This is a genomic window from Virgibacillus sp. W0430 (genome assembly GCF_051846935.1).
Classification (GTDB): domain Bacteria; phylum Bacillota; class Bacilli; order Bacillales; family Amphibacillaceae; genus JBPYCR01.
Genome location: NZ_JBPYCS010000011.1, coordinates 53,991 through 68,689, shown reverse-complemented (window position 1 = coordinate 68,689; position 14,699 = coordinate 53,991). Strand labels below are relative to the sequence as shown.

The 14,699-nt window shown below is 35.2% G+C and carries 12 protein-coding genes; 4 read left to right on the top strand and 8 right to left on the bottom strand.

What is annotated here, in order from left to right:
• Window positions 1-22 precede the first annotated feature (22 nt).
• The 6 genes from ACLIBH_RS07940 to ACLIBH_RS07915 are packed head-to-tail and all read right to left on the bottom strand — an operon-like array spanning window position 23 to window position 7,056.
• Window positions 23-1,036 carry a substrate-binding domain-containing protein gene (locus ACLIBH_RS07940; protein WP_439316170.1) on the bottom strand — a complete coding sequence of 338 codons (1,014 nt, stop codon included), beginning with the start codon at window positions 1,034-1,036 and terminating at the stop codon, window positions 23-25.
• Between the two features lie 28 nt (window positions 1,037-1,064).
• Window positions 1,065-2,033 carry an ABC transporter permease gene (locus ACLIBH_RS07935; protein WP_439316169.1) on the bottom strand — a complete coding sequence of 323 codons (969 nt, stop codon included), beginning with the start codon at window positions 2,031-2,033 and terminating at the stop codon, window positions 1,065-1,067.
• Window positions 2,034-2,053: 20 nt separating this feature from the next.
• Window positions 2,054-3,541 carry a sugar ABC transporter ATP-binding protein gene (locus ACLIBH_RS07930; protein ID WP_439316168.1) on the bottom strand — a complete coding sequence of 496 codons (1,488 nt, stop codon included), beginning with the start codon at window positions 3,539-3,541 and terminating at the stop codon, window positions 2,054-2,056.
• Window positions 3,542-5,074 (bottom strand): FGGY-family carbohydrate kinase, encoded by a 1,533-nt coding sequence (locus ACLIBH_RS07925; protein WP_439316167.1) that lies wholly within the window; start codon window positions 5,072-5,074, stop codon window positions 3,542-3,544.
• Between the two features lies 1 nt (window position 5,075).
• A complete protein-coding gene (locus ACLIBH_RS07920) occupies window positions 5,076-6,110 on the bottom strand; it encodes a galactitol-1-phosphate 5-dehydrogenase (protein WP_439316166.1) in 1,035 nt (344 codons plus the stop codon).
• Window position 6,111: 1 nt separating this feature from the next.
• Window positions 6,112-7,056 (bottom strand): sugar-binding transcriptional regulator, encoded by a 945-nt coding sequence (locus tag ACLIBH_RS07915; RefSeq protein WP_439316165.1) that lies wholly within the window; start codon window positions 7,054-7,056, stop codon window positions 6,112-6,114.
• Between the two features lie 486 nt (window positions 7,057-7,542).
• On the opposite strand from ACLIBH_RS07915, the gene ACLIBH_RS07910 reads away from it, so the two are divergent.
• Window positions 7,543-9,282: an ABC transporter ATP-binding protein gene (locus ACLIBH_RS07910; RefSeq protein ID WP_439316164.1), complete on the top strand. Its 1,740-nt coding sequence runs from the start codon at window positions 7,543-7,545 to the stop codon at window positions 9,280-9,282.
• The gene (locus ACLIBH_RS07905; RefSeq protein ID WP_439316163.1) at window positions 9,272-11,071 is read left to right on the top strand and encodes an ABC transporter ATP-binding protein; all 1,800 of its coding nucleotides are present in this window, start codon (window positions 9,272-9,274) and stop codon (window positions 11,069-11,071) included. Before ACLIBH_RS07910 ends, ACLIBH_RS07905 begins: the two co-directional genes overlap by 11 nt.
• A 91-nt stretch (window positions 11,072-11,162) precedes the next feature.
• On the opposite strand, the gene ACLIBH_RS07900 is transcribed toward ACLIBH_RS07905, so the two are convergent.
• Window positions 11,163-11,750, bottom strand: a complete 588-nt coding sequence (locus tag ACLIBH_RS07900; RefSeq protein ID WP_439316162.1) for an SCO family protein — start codon at window positions 11,748-11,750, stop codon at window positions 11,163-11,165.
• A gap of 230 nt (window positions 11,751-11,980) precedes the next feature.
• Here ACLIBH_RS07900 and ACLIBH_RS07895 point away from each other — a divergent pair, with 230 nt between their 5' ends.
• Together ACLIBH_RS07895 and ACLIBH_RS07890 are read left to right on the top strand one after the other, a co-directional pair.
• Window positions 11,981-12,514 carry a CotY/CotZ family spore coat protein gene (locus ACLIBH_RS07895; protein ID WP_439316161.1) on the top strand — a complete coding sequence of 178 codons (534 nt, stop codon included), beginning with the start codon at window positions 11,981-11,983 and terminating at the stop codon, window positions 12,512-12,514.
• Between the two features lie 245 nt (window positions 12,515-12,759).
• Window positions 12,760-13,464 carry a hypothetical protein gene (locus ACLIBH_RS07890; RefSeq protein ID WP_439316160.1) on the top strand — a complete coding sequence of 235 codons (705 nt, stop codon included), beginning with the start codon at window positions 12,760-12,762 and terminating at the stop codon, window positions 13,462-13,464.
• Window positions 13,465-13,916: 452 nt separating this feature from the next.
• Here ACLIBH_RS07890 and ACLIBH_RS07885 read toward each other — a convergent pair whose 3' ends face one another.
• Complete coding sequence (locus ACLIBH_RS07885; RefSeq protein WP_439316159.1) at window positions 13,917-14,690, bottom strand: hypothetical protein; 774 nt, start codon at window positions 14,688-14,690, stop codon at window positions 13,917-13,919.
• Window positions 14,691-14,699 lie beyond the last annotated feature (9 nt).

The window sequence follows — 14,699 nt, the reverse complement described above, 5'->3', positions numbered from 1 at the left end:
TTTATTATAGAAATGTATGGAATTAATCCATTTTTGAAAAATCAAGATTCTCATTTATATAATCCGATGCATTCTCTTTAGTGATCGGACCTGTTCCACCATCAATATACTGTTCTACAGCTTCTCCGTTTGCAACTTTAACTGCCGTTTCTACTGCTAATTCCCCTAATTTAATAGGATCATTTAAAACTGTTGCATCAAAATTGCCTTCTTGAATTTGCTTAACAGCTTCCATTAAACCATCAATTCCAACGATATGAACATCTTCTAGCTTATTTGCTTGTTTTAATACTTGGATTGCTCCTAGTGCCATGTCATCATTATGTGCATATACTAAGTTCACGTCAGGATGAGCTTGTAAAAGGTCTTGCATAGATGAAACCGCTTTTGAACGAATATAATCGCTATATGGACCCTCAATGATCTCAATACCTTCTTCTTGCTCTACTATAGCATGAAAGCCATCGTGTCTTGCCATCATTACTGTACCACCTGCATCTCCTTGAAGCTCAATAACCTTACCATTGGCTTTTCCTTTTCCACCTAGTAGCTCAACAGCTTGTTCTCCAGCAATTTTCCCCATTTCTTCATTATCTCTACCAATATATGCCGTAACGTCTTGCTCTGTATTTCTATCAACTGTTATTACTGGAATACCAGCTTGTTCAGCCGCTTTTAATGATGGTGCTACAGCAGATGGATTAGTAGGGTTAAGTAACAATACATCGATGCCTTTAGTAATTAAGGACTGTATATCCGAATTTTGCTTTTCAATATCATTTTGAGCATCTATTACCTCTAAAGTAACACCTAACTCAACGGCCTTTTCTTGAGCGCCTTCAACTAATGAAATATAGAATGGTGATTCCAACGTTGGTTGAGAAAATCCAATTGTAATTTTTTCTTTCTCACCTTCTGTATTCTCACTACTAGAATCTTCGTTTGAAACGTCCTCTGATTCATTATTTGAACTACAAGCAACCAGCATGCCTAATAATAAAAGAAAGCTTAAAGTAAAAAAAATCTTTTTCATCATGATATTCCCCCAATTTTATTTTTCACACTCATTTTTTATTTGCAATATATTGATTCAATATAAGTGCAAATACAATAATTACTCCCATAAATATGGATTGGTAATAGGATGATAAACCCAGCAAGTTAAAAATATTAATAATCATACTCATTATTACTACGCCTATAAATGTTCCGCCAACACCCCCTTTACCTCCAAATAGACTCGTTCCTCCAATAACAACTGCAGCAATAGCATCTAATTCCATCGCCTGTCCAGCTGTCGGCTGTCCGACTGTTAACCATGCTGACATTAAAATGCCTGCCGTTGCCGCTGTAAGGCCAGAAATAATAAAAGTTATTGTAATATAGCGTTCAACCGGTATTCCTGATAATCTAGCAGACTCTGCATTGCCACCAATTGCGTATAATTTTCTTCCAACTGTAGTGTAACGCAATATAATAAAGGCGATTAGAGTTAAACCAATCCATATTACTGCTGGTACAGGTATACGACCGAACATATTTCCACCTAAGGCCTGAAAAGATGCCGGTAAATCATATATTGGTTTGCCATCTGTTGTTAATAAAGCTAACCCTCGTGCCGTTACCATCATAGCCAATGTTGCTATAAAGGCTGGTACTTTAAATTTTGTTGATATGGTACCTGTAATTAAACCAAGTAATGCACCAACAATTAAAGTTAATATTATAGAAATAATAGGATTTATTCCTTGTGTCAGCAAAAACGAAACTACCATTCCAGCTAGTGCTAAAATAGATCCTACTGATAAATCTATCCCAGCGACTAAAATCACAAATGTCATACCTATACTTATAATTCCTATGAATGCTGACTGCTGCAAAATATTAAGCAAATTTTGTGTTGTTAAAAACTTATCAGATACTAAGCTACCAATAATTACAAATAATAAAAATATAAAAAACAAATTATATTTTTGCAAAAAGACAAAGAATTTTGCTTGAATATTGTTTTCAACTGTTTCAATACGCTCCAATATAACCCCTCCTCTTTTACTTATTTTCCCGAAACAGCGCAATGGAGAATTTCAGATTTATACTCAGATGGTTGTGAAAATTCTTGAATAATTTGACCTTCATACATTACTAAGATCCGATCACAAACTGTCAATAATTCTTCTAGTTCAGATGAAGCAACGATAATACTAGTTCCTTTATGTTTTGCCAAATCTGTAATAATTGTATAAATTTCTTCTTTCGCCCCGATATCAATTCCTTGAGTAGGCTCATCAAATAACAATAATCTTGACTCATGGATAAGCCATTTGGATATGATTACTTTTTGTTGATTTCCGCCACTTAGATTGCGTACAATTACGTGCCCATCTTTTGTTTTTATTTTTAATTTATTTATTCCATCATTAACTGCATCCTTAACTTTTTTACCACTCATAAAAGTGTAAGTGGAAAATTTATTAAGAGATGGAAGAACTACATTATCTTGCACAGGTAGGTCTAAAACAATTCCTTCTGTTTTACGATTTTCGGGCACAAGTCCAATACCTAAGTCTACAGCTTGTTTTGGTGTAGCAATCCGATATTCTTTTTCATCTATTTCTATATGACCATTCGTTAATGCATCCGCACCGAATAGTGAACGTAGCAGCTCTGTTCTGCCTGCACCAACTAATCCATATAAGCCTAAGATCTCGCCCTTGCCTAATTCAAAAGAAATATTTTCAAGCTTTGAATTTGTAAAATTTTTCACCTTTAAAAATGATTCATTTTTAACCGAAATGACACTTTTATCTTTTCTTGTTATATTTCTACCTGTGATATATTTAACCAAGTCAGATTGATTTATGTTATCTATTTTATCTGTAATTACCCACTTCCCATTACGTAGAACGGTTAACCGATCCCCTATTTCGTACAACTCGTCTAGTTTATGTGAAATATAAACGATCGTTATGCCTTGTTGCTTTATATCGTTGATCACATTAAATAGATTATTAATTTCATTTTTAGAAAGCGCTGTAGAAGGTTCATCCATTATCAAAATCTTTGTTTCTAGGGCTAGCGCTTTTGCAATCTCAACCATTTGCTTTTTCCCCATGCTAAGATTACCAACCAATTCTGTAGGTGAAACGGTTACATTAAGTAAATGTAATAACTCTTGTGCTTTTTTGTTTAGTCTTTTCCAATTAATAAAACCATTTCTTTTTTGCAAATACGTACCTAAAAATATATTCTCAGCTACACTCAAATCCTCCACAAGGGATAATTCTTGATGAATTGTTGAAACTCCATGAACCTGGCTATCCATCGGAGATAAAAAATTTACTTCCTTGCCATCAATAGTTATGTTTCCTTTATCTTTTTCATAAACACCAGATAGTATCTTCATAAGCGTTGATTTACCGGCTCCATTTGCGCCAATTAAACAGTGTACCTCCCCTTTTGTTAGTGAGAAGGATACGTTATCCAGTGCTTTTACTCCTGGAAATTCTTTTGTTATGTTTTCCATTGTGAGAAGTGGAGTCATCTAATTAGTACTCCTCTCTAATTGTATTTTCCGCATAAATGGATTGATCAAATCGTTTAATTCCAAATAATTATTGAATAGCTTTTGATACTGTTTATTTCTATTAATGTCCGGTTCGAATGCCAGCTCTACTTTTGTCATTTGCTCAGAAGTCTCTACAATTGTTGCATGCTGATTTAAACCATATGCTGCAACGATTGCTGCACCTTTAACACTTGTTTCGTTGTCATCACTTAGATAAATTGGTGTATTTGAACAATCACTAATCATTTGCATTAATAAATGATTTTTACTTAACCCTCCACCAACAATGATCCTTTTTACAGATACATTTGTGTTTTCAATTGTTCGAATAACGTTTGTAGTTCCCAATGCTATTGACTCTAAAATTGCACGATAAATATGGTACTTCGTATGTGCAGGAGTTAAACCGATAAATGTTCCTTTAGCATATGGATCTCGATAGGGTGTACGATTACCATGCCAATGATCCAGAGCTAAAATGCCTTCGCTTCCAATTTCGATATCTTTAACGTGATCTTCCAATTCGTTATATATCTTTGCTTCATTTTTACCGTCATAGAACTCTTTCATAAACCACGTAATAATTGAGCCGGCTGATAGCTGTCCACCTTCTAGTAGCCAATAGCCATCCATTAGTGGTGAATCATAAGGCCCCCATAAGCCCTCTTGAAAAACAGGACGATTGTGATGAATTAAATGTACAAAGCTCGTTCCCGTAACTAGACTTAGATTTCCATGCTCCAATGAGCGAGAGCCGATCATTCCGATATGAGCATCTATACCACCTTGAAAAACAGGTACATTTCTTGGTATTCCTAAATCTTTTGAACAACTTTCAGACACAGTACCTATTAATTCACCTACTTTCAAGACTTTTTTTGGCCATGCACTTTCTATATTTTCTAGACCAATTTCTTTAAAAAAATGTGAATTAAATCCTCCCTTTGACTCGATAAAATTCCATTTACAGCTAGCATTACATTGGGAGGCCACTAACCTGCCTGTAAGCTTATAGTTAATCCAGTCTAATTGCTCAATGACATATCTATTTTTCATTTTTAAATTTTTAGCAAGCCATAATGATTTTGTAACCATCCACTCCATGGAAACCTTGCCGCCAGAATATTCCAATATCTCTCTCACTAGTGGATCATTGTTTTGGTTAATCTCGTCTTCTTCTAAAATATTTCTTTGATCCATCCAGCAGATAGCATTTTGAATAGGGTTTATTTCTTTATCTGTCAATAAAACAGTCGATGAAGTTGCACAAACAGATATACCTTTAACTTTTGAGAAATCTAGTTTCTTCTTTGTTTTTACAACACAGTCTTTAAGCGCACTCCACCAATCGTTAGGGTTTTGTTCAGCGTATCCATTTGAAAAATATTGTGTATCATAGCTTTGTCCTTCAATCGATACACACTGGCCATTTACATCGTAAATACCAAGCTTTAACGATTGAGTACCTAAATCAATGCCCATAACATAATGGTTATCTATGTTGTTCATACTAATCCTCCGGCAAAATAAGGATTTTATTAAAAACTAATTCTTTATGTTTTATTTTATTAAACACTTCAGGCGTCTCCGTTAATTTATAACGGTGTGAAACTATAGGATCTGTTTTAATTTTTTCTTCACCCATTAATTGAATCGAATACGTCCACTCTCCGCCAGGGAACGGGTTGGAAAACGAATTCCATGAACCATTTATTTGGATTTCGTTTCTTAATAACTTGTCAACTGCTTTTCTTGATAACGTCAGTTCACTATTGGAAATACCTAAAAATACAACTCTAGCAAGTTTTCCTGCAATTGAGACAGCAATATTCTGAGCAATAGGAGAACCTGATGTATCTATAACAAAATCTACTTGTATGCCTGAGAGAACGTCAATAGGATCTTCGTTCATCGAGTTAATTACCATATCTGCGCCTAGCTCTTTAGCTATTTCTAACTTTTCATCAAATATATCCATAGCAATTACTTTCTTTGCCCCCATTTGTCGAGCAAACTGAACCGCAAACAGACCGATAGCTCCTAACCCAATAACAACTGCAGTATCATCCGTTGCTAGTTTACCTCTCCATAAACCGTGGACAGCATTTGCTGCTGGGTCAACCATTGCACCCGCCTCATAGGTGACGTTGTTAGGAATCGCTAATAAATTTTTATAATCTACTTTTATGTAATCAGCCATCGCACCATCTGTTCTAGAACCATAGTAATTATAATCCTTACACAAAGAGTAATTGCCTTGCTCACAATACTGACATCTTCTACACGGTACTAATGGAGCTACTGTTACTCGATCGCCCTTTTTCCAACCCTTAACTGAACTATGACATTCTACAATTTGCCCTGCAAATTCATGACCTAAGGTTAGCCCTTCATAATAAGCACCTTTATTCAACGCTCTTGGAATATCTGAACCACAAATTCCTACCGCTTTTACTTTAATCAATACCTCATCTATGCTTAGAGATGGTATTTCTACTTCTTCAACTTGTATGTTTCCAGGTTCATATAACTTAACTGCTTTCACGTTATGATTCCTCCAATTTTAATAATAATCTTGCTAATGATTCATCAATGAATAATGTGTTTAAATATCCACCTTTGATTGCACCATAAACAGATCTCGTTTTATCTTGACCAATTGCCATAGCAATTGAATGCTGCTTTCTCTTAAGGGATTCCAGTTGTAAACCAATTGTTCTATCATTTAAATCAAGATCTACTAGATTTCCTTGTATATCAAAATATCTTGAACATATATCACCAACAGCGCCTTTTTCGATCAACTCGCTATATTCTTTTTCTTTAAAGTAACCACCTTTAAACAAAATATTTCTATACGAGGTCTTACCTATTCCAAATAAAGCTATATTGCAGCGACTGCCTAAATCAATTGTTTCACTAATACTCGAATCTTTTAATATAGCGTTTGCAATTTCTGCAGAATCAACAATTGTAGGGACAGAGAGTAAGTGAAACTCTGCTGAAAAAGATTTAGCGAATTTTTCTAAGAGCGCAATTGAACCAGTAGTAAAAGAATTCTTGGATATCCCACCATTTAATTGAACAATCTTAAAATTATCAATTTCCTTTGCCTTTAAATACTTCGTTACAGAATTTAAAGTAGTTCCCCATGATATTCCTAAAATATCTTCTGGATTGCATATGTCATACAAATATTTGGCTAACGCCTTTCCTACATCTTTCTTAATTAACTCCTCATCTTCAACATACGTTGGAGAAACAGATACCTTTTTTAATTTGTATTTCTCCTTAATTTCATTTTCAATATCCTCCATTGAATTCACAGGATATTGCACTGTAACCTTTACAATCCCTTTTTCCATAGCCGCTTCTAACATACGACTTATTGTTGGGCGTGAGTAATTTAAGTTTTCGGAAATCTGCTTTTGAGTAAGCCCTAATTCATAATACATTTTAGCTATTTTTATTAATTCATCATTTGAATACATAAACAAACTCCTATACACTGAAATTTTGTTCACTGTTGTTTTACTAATGTAAAATGAATTGAACACAATTATATAAAATAATTATGGATTTGAAAAGCGCTTACAAAAGAGAAATTTAGATTGCACATTATTTCAAATGGTGGTTATCAACATAAAAGTATGAAAATGCTTATAAAAAAATAATAATCCTGCAAGGAATGTTCTCTGACTACAAGGAAATTGAAGTAAAGCGTTATTTGAGGAAAGCAAGTGGATCTGAATACTGTATTCCAAGCAGTTTTGTTCTAGTTTTAATAAAAGGTAATTCCGATAAGGAGTTCCACTTGGAGTTTTTTACTACGCGTTATCAATACTATCCGTTAATACATCGGCATAAATTAAGCTGTATTCATTAGTGCAAGCTATACGCTTATTTGAATATATAAACAGTCTGTGCTTATACTTTATTAAGGCTCTTTTTATTTTTTTACTTATGGGGGATTCCATTTGAAAAATATTTTTATGTTTTTGCAGCCGTATAAAGTTCCAATTATCATTGCATATACATTAACGTTTATTGAGCTAATTGCCGAATTGCTCTTGCCCTTTTTTCTAGGAAAAATGATTAACAATGGCATTGTAGAACAAGATTTGAAAACTATTATAATGTGGGGAATAATAATGGTTGCTCTGACATTTATTTCATTTGGAGCAGGTATTGTTAATTCCTTCTATGCTTCTCACGTCAGTCTTGGCTACGCTTATGATGTTAGAGAAAAGTTATTTCTTCAAATCCAGTCTTTTTCATTTTCTAATCTAAGCAGCTACCCTACCGCTTCACTTGTCACTCGATTTACGAATGACGTCAGACAAATTCAAAACACGATATTTATGGCACTCCGCGTAATGATTAAGGCACCTTTTATGGTGATAGGCGGAGTACTGATGGCCTTTTTAATTAATGCTAAACTTGCATTAATTTTCATTGTTACTGTTCCGCTATTAATAGTCTTTCTTGCTTGGGTACTTAAAAAAGCAGGCCATATGTTTACCCGAGTTCAAAAGAAAGTAGATTATGTAAATCGCGTAATGCAAGAAAATTTATCTGGCATGCGTTTAATTAAAGCATTTTATCGACATAAGTATGAAAAGGGCCGGTTCACACGCGCAAACGAGGAGCTCGCCGTAACGACAAAAAGTGCATTTCGGTTTGTTGAAGCATCCATGCCTATATTATTGTTCATTATGAACATAAGCTTAATTGTCATTATTTGGCTCGGTAGCTTACAAACGAATGCTGGTTTGGCAACACCTGGTGACATTGTTGCAATTGTCAATTATGCACTACGAATTTCAATGGCGATTTCGATGTTTACGTTTATTACGCTTGCCTTTTCTCGTGCAAAAGCATCTGCTGATCGGATTGATTCTATCATAAACGTACAGCCAAAAGACGACTACATAAGTAAAAAACGATTAAATAAAACGTATCCAAAAATAGTTAAAGGTAAAATTTCATTTAATACTGTGTCCTTCACTTATCCAAAACGAGAAGGGAAAGTGCTTGATAAGGTCTCGTTTACAGTTGAACCGAATGAGAAGTTGGCAATTATTGGAGCGACTGGAGCTGGAAAAACATCGCTGTTTCAGCTTATCCCCCGCTTGTTTGAGGTGCAGGAAGGAATGATTTATATCGATGATCGTCCGATTACAGATTATGAGCCACGTGACTTGCGCTCTAGTATCGGATATGTAACACAAACCCCTTTATTATTCAGTGGGACGATTAAAGAAAATATTATGTGGGGGAACGAAAAAGCAACCGTATCCGAAATGATACATGCAACAAAGACTGCCCAAATACATGAGCCAATTATGCAATTCCCTGAACAATACGATACACCGATCGGTCAGCAGGGTGTTCGTTTATCTGGTGGTCAAAAACAACGTATATCGATTGCTCGAGCACTCATTCGAAAGCCTAAAATTTTATTGCTCGATGATAGCACAAGTTCTCTAGACCAAGCGACAGAATCGTTGTTTTTAAAGTCTATCGAACAGATTGATTGTACAACATTAATAATTGCACAAAAAATATCGACCGCGCGCCACTGCGATCGAATTATGTTAATGGATGAGGGGAAGATAATTGCTATCGGTACGCATGAATATTTAGTAAAACATGCAAAGCTTTATAAAGATATTTTTGCATCTCAGGGTGGAAAGGAGCTTATATATGTCGATTAATCCGTTGAAGCAACCTTTCCGATATAGAAAAATACCCCTTAACCAACCGGTTAATCAAAGGTTGAAGAAAGCAAAGCATACAAGAACGACTGTAAAGCGAATTTGGTCCTACTTAATAGAAGAAAAGGTTAAGCTACTTCTCGTTATTTTGATGGTGTTAACGAGTTCAGGACTTGGACTTCTCGGCCCATACATGATTGGGATGGCCATTGATGATTTTATCGTTTCGAAGCAAAAGGCTGGCCTTCTTATAGTTTTAGTTTCTTTGCTCATTATTTATCTATTGTATTCATTAACGATTTTTCTTCAAAATTATTGGATGGTAGGGATTGCACAAAATACGGTTTATTCATTACGTGAACAGCTTTTTAGCCAGTTCCATCGATTACCTATTTCTTATTTTGATAAGCGAAAACATGGTGAATTAATGAGCAGAATAACAAATGATATTGATAATGTGAACAATACGTTGAATCAATCCGTTATCCAAATTTTTTCAAGTATCGTTACATTAATCGGGAGCCTATCAGTAATGCTTCTCTTAAGCCCCTTGTTAACAGCCATTACAATGACGATCATCCCAATTATGTATATTTCAATGCGCTGGATTACGAAGCGAACTGGACCATTGTATAAAGTACAACAAAAAGATCTCGGCGAACTCAATGGGTATGTTGAAGAAATCGTTTCTGGCCAGCATATAGTAAAAGCCTTTTCACAGGAAGAACGAGTTATCAACGATTTTAATGAGCGAAATAAACATCTACGTCTTTCTGGGTTTTGGGCATTAACTTTCGCTGGGTTCATTCCTAAAGTAATGAACATGTTGAATTTTCTCAGCTTTGCTTTAATTGCTTTATTTGGCGGAATCTTGGTTCTAAAAGGATCCATTACCGTAGGTGTTATAGTCATTTTCACGGAATATGCTCGCCAGTTTGCAAGACCTTTAAATGAATTGTCCAATCAATTTAATATATTGCTAGCTGCAGTAGCGGGAGCGGAAAGAGTATTTTCTGTCATTGACGAAATAGAGGAAGAAAAAGATGAACAATTAGCACTTGAATTACCACACATTCAAGGTCATTTGCAATTTAATGATGTTTCTTTTTCCTATGAAAATACTGCTATTCTAAAAAACATTACTTTTTCTGCACGTCCCGGAGAAATGATCGCATTTGTCGGTCATACAGGAGCAGGAAAAACAACACTTATAAATCTAATCGCACGATTTTATCCGTATAAGAATGGCTCTATTACACTTGATGGAGTTGAATTAAACAAAATTAAACGTGCAAGCTTGCGCAGTCAGATGGCCTTTGTTCTGCAGGATACTGTTTTATTTCATGGTACGGTACGTGACAATATCCGTTATGGAAGGTTGCAAGCGACGAATGAAGAGGTCGTTCAAGCAGCAAAGGATGCCAATGCGCATGCGTTTATATCCAGGCTCCCAAAGCAATATGATACATCGTTAGATCAAGCAGGAAGCGGGCTTAGTCAAGGACAAAAACAACTGCTCTCCATTGCAAGAGCAATGATTTCCAACCCATCAATTCTAATTCTAGATGAAGCTACGAGCAATATTGACACGATTACCGAACTAAAAATACAAGAAGCCTTAAAGCGTTTAATGAGAGGCCGAACAAGCTTTGTTATCGCTCATCGGTTAAATACAATCCGAGCGGCCGATACAATTATTATGCTCAAAGACGGTGAAATAATTGAAAAAGGAAATCATCCAGAATTAATGATGAAAAAAGGAAACTATTATTCTTTGTTCAACCAATAGCAACCCTTTCAAATTTTCAACAGAATAATTTGTGAATACACTTCTACTTCTGAAACGGAAAAAAGTAGTCAATCTGTACAATTTTTCCGTTTCACTCTTTATCCAATGTACGAATGTCCTCTACTATTTGTTCAATATCTACCGTTTTTTTTGAAGTAGCCATATCATAAACGCCTCTAATTTGATTCTTTTTGTCTACTAAATACATTGTTGTACTGTGAGAGACAAATCCATCATTCGACTTTTTATAAAACATGTTAAACGAATCGGCAACCTCTTTCGTTTTTTCACTAGATCCACGTAGCCAATACCAGTTCGTACCGTCCGTTGAAAAGCGTTGTGCATACTCTTTTATAACTTCTTCCGTGTCATACTCCGGATCTAAGGTAATCGATAGGATGGACACGGGATGGACTAACTGTTCCTCCTTAAATTGATTTTGAATCTGCTTAACTTGCATTAAGGTGAGCGGACAGATATCAGGACAGTTACTAAAATAAAAGATTACAAGTTTCATTTGATTGTTATCCAATGGATAGGACTCATTGTTAAGGCTTTCCAGAGTAACTTGTGGTACACGACCGTATACATCTAATTTACTTTCATTTGGCAGTAAAAAATACAACAACATAAATCCAATTCCGATTAAAAACAAATAGATGAGCTTAGAACGAAACATAAACAATGCCCCTTTAAGTAAAATAATCACGCAACGTTCAAATCCAAAATTCATTGTTAATAGTATATACGAATCGTATGCTCTCGCTTGTGTGCTTATCATAGTTAGGAATTTAAAAACGCTATAAATGGCATTATTTTTTTATAAAACTAGGATATTAGACTATACGAAATACACTCCGCTACATACGTTATAAGTGTAATGATAAAAACAAAAGGAGTGTATTAATTATGGGTTGTGGAAAAAGATTTGACAAAGACGACAAGATAGATGATATCTTCACTTCTGATGAGTGTGTATGTGACGTAGTTCGTGCAATAGCAGAAGCACAAGAAGATGTCTTCGATATGACTTGCGATGTTAGCTGTGCAAAGTCTATTAACAACCTGCTGGCACCAGTATCTAGAAATAATTTAGATACGGTTCCATTTATTCTATACGGTAAGGATCTTAAGCCTTTTCGAGCATTTGGTGCAGACATTGAAATACGTGGCGGTAGACCAATTTTTGATTGTACGGAAAGCTTTATCTTCCGCGTAAAAGAGGTAAGCGATGATTGCTGTGCAGTGCTTGAGCTTCTTACGTTTGATGCCATGGAGCCTGACAGACCTGGAGATCAGGATGGTGCAAAAGGTGCTATGACACCATGTAAGCAGCTAGATCGTGAAGACGTAAACGACTTAAATCGTACGGGTGTTTGTATAACCGTCGACTTAAAATGCTTCTGTGCAATCACATGTCTTCCAGCAGTATCTGTGCTTTAAAAGAGGTTAGATGTACACAGATTGGGACGACGTCAGCATTTGTCGCTGCAATAGCGATATATGCTGACGTTTATTTTAATAATATAAATATACATCCGATCTAATGATTTCGTACTAAATTGTAAAAACTTTAAAATAGACAACTTCTATTTCCTTAATACAATACGATTGACCACTCATTAAAGGTTTTCATTCATATACTACTAATAGAATGATACGACCTAAAAATGGAGGGATGATTAGTCATGCATAAACAATTATGCAGCGTGTGCGGTGGAGAGAAAATAAATCATAGCAATTGCGATCGATGTGACCATTCAAGCTGCCACTGTAAAAAGGATCACGACAATGTTGCAGATCATTGTTTTTGTCGATTAGATGATTGTATTTGTAGAGACTTCGTATGTGATGACCGTTTTAAACTTCGACTTGGCGGATTAACAACAAACTTAAATTTTCGTTTAAGTCAGTTAGTAGGATGTTTTGTAAAGTTGCACGTTGACAGCGAAAGTGGTTCAAATACGATATTAGCTGAGATTTGTCGTGTTGGCAGTAACTTTGTTGAAGTAAATGTAGTAGAGCGATCTGATAGTCATTTACAAAATGGCGAACCGAATGAATTGGAAGAAATGAGAATGGAAGTAGCTTTGCTTGAAGAAGAAATAGAAATAATGATTGAGGAAATGGAAGAGATGAACGTAAATGATAATGATGAGCTAGATGAAATAAAAGTAGCAATTAGAGAAGCTGAATTGGAGTTGGAAGAGCTTCAAACAGAAATTGCACTACTAGACGGAACCTTATATCCATATAAAAACAAACTTAAAAGAAGAAAACGACATGTACCTCATCGAAGAAACAGAAGAAAAAAACGACACTTTCATAAATCTGCTATTTTTCCGCTCAATTCGATAAAGTGGTTTGAACTAAAAGGGAAATGTCACTGTTAATTTCATAAATGCATGAATTTGAACAGTATTGTCTTACTTTTTGGTATAAATACGTTTCTAAGTACTAACTAAAATATGCCTAATAAAATCTCTTTCGTTCAGTCGGTTATATAGCTAAACGATTGAACCAGGATCAGCAGTGTAAGTAAGAAAGATTTCGTTGCCTGTACGAACAAAATCTTTCTAACTTTCTTTTTCTGTCAGTTGGACGAATGCAACTTATTATGAAACTAATAAAAAGAGAATGTATTTTAGCCATTGAAGATGCTCGTCAAATACTGTTCAATATGAAAAACACTTCAAATCTAAAGAAAAACATACAATATCCGTGAAAATAACCGTTGAAAGTGAGAGGACGGATACACTCCGACAGATAAAAAAAGCAGGCAGCGTACAATTTCACAATTGCCTGCCTACTTTTAACATGTGTCATTTAAAACTTGTCATTTCAGTTATTCTGAAAAAGATGGGGTTATAATAGGGTCTGTTATTACATAACGAATGGTATGAATTGGAATCTTCCTTAGGTCATTCCCAATACATATTTCTATACTATTTTTATCCACACAAAACACTTCGCCCACCACTGATTCATCTTCTAACACGATTTTAATCGTATGATCAATTAAATTTAACAACAAAATGTTTAATGTAATTCCGTGAAAGATTTGTATTAATTTTAGAGAACCTGAGACAACTTTACCAAATCGGAAAGTAAGACATCTTCGCAAAATTGGATCGATACAGTCAAGCTCTCTACCTTCAGACATATCAGTCCTTAAATGCGAGAGTGTGATTTTAGTAACATTAGTATAAGGAATGGCCACCTCTTTATTGTTCGATTGTAAAATGACAAAATCCCTACCTGCTAAAACAACCTTTCCTTTAAGACCTCCTAATGATTTGTTTCCTTTTTTAGTAGGTGCTTCATTCATTTTTAAACTGATCGTTACGTGGTGATCTAAAATATTCTCAAAAGCATCTCTCAATCCTTGATTCTCAGTTTCTTCGTTGTTTATATCAGCTAGTCGCAAAAGCAGATCGTTCGCTTTTCTTTGCCGCTCCTTTAGTTGTTCAAGCTCCTCGGCAGGCAAGCAGCTATTTGCCGACGGGAATTTCTTCCCATCTAAACGTTGCGGACAATCGAGCGTCGGTATATAAAATTCATCCGTATTTTTCATTTCTTCATGCTCTGCACTGCAATCTATAGTTTGCTCTCCAGTCATAAAACTCCC

Excerpts from the sequence above, each read along its gene's own strand:
- ACLIBH_RS07905 (WP_439316163.1), top strand. The coding sequence starts at position 9,272 with ATGTCGATTAATCCGTTGAAGCAACCTTTCCGATATAGAAAAATACCC.
- ACLIBH_RS07925 (WP_439316167.1), bottom strand. The coding sequence starts at position 5,074 with ATGAACAACATAGATAACCATTATGTTATGGGCATTGATTTAGGTACT.
- ACLIBH_RS07900 (WP_439316162.1), bottom strand. The coding sequence starts at position 11,750 with ATGTTTCGTTCTAAGCTCATCTATTTGTTTTTAATCGGAATTGGATTT.
- ACLIBH_RS07940 (WP_439316170.1), bottom strand. The coding sequence starts at position 1,036 with ATGATGAAAAAGATTTTTTTTACTTTAAGCTTTCTTTTATTATTAGGC.
- ACLIBH_RS07885 (WP_439316159.1), bottom strand. The coding sequence starts at position 14,690 with ATGACTGGAGAGCAAACTATAGATTGCAGTGCAGAGCATGAAGAAATG.
- ACLIBH_RS07930 (WP_439316168.1), bottom strand. The coding sequence starts at position 3,541 with ATGACTCCACTTCTCACAATGGAAAACATAACAAAAGAATTTCCAGGA.
- ACLIBH_RS07895 (WP_439316161.1), top strand. The coding sequence starts at position 11,981 with ATGGGTTGTGGAAAAAGATTTGACAAAGACGACAAGATAGATGATATC.
- ACLIBH_RS07890 (WP_439316160.1), top strand. The coding sequence starts at position 12,760 with ATGCATAAACAATTATGCAGCGTGTGCGGTGGAGAGAAAATAAATCAT.
- ACLIBH_RS07915 (WP_439316165.1), bottom strand. The coding sequence starts at position 7,056 with ATGTATTCAAATGATGAATTAATAAAAATAGCTAAAATGTATTATGAA.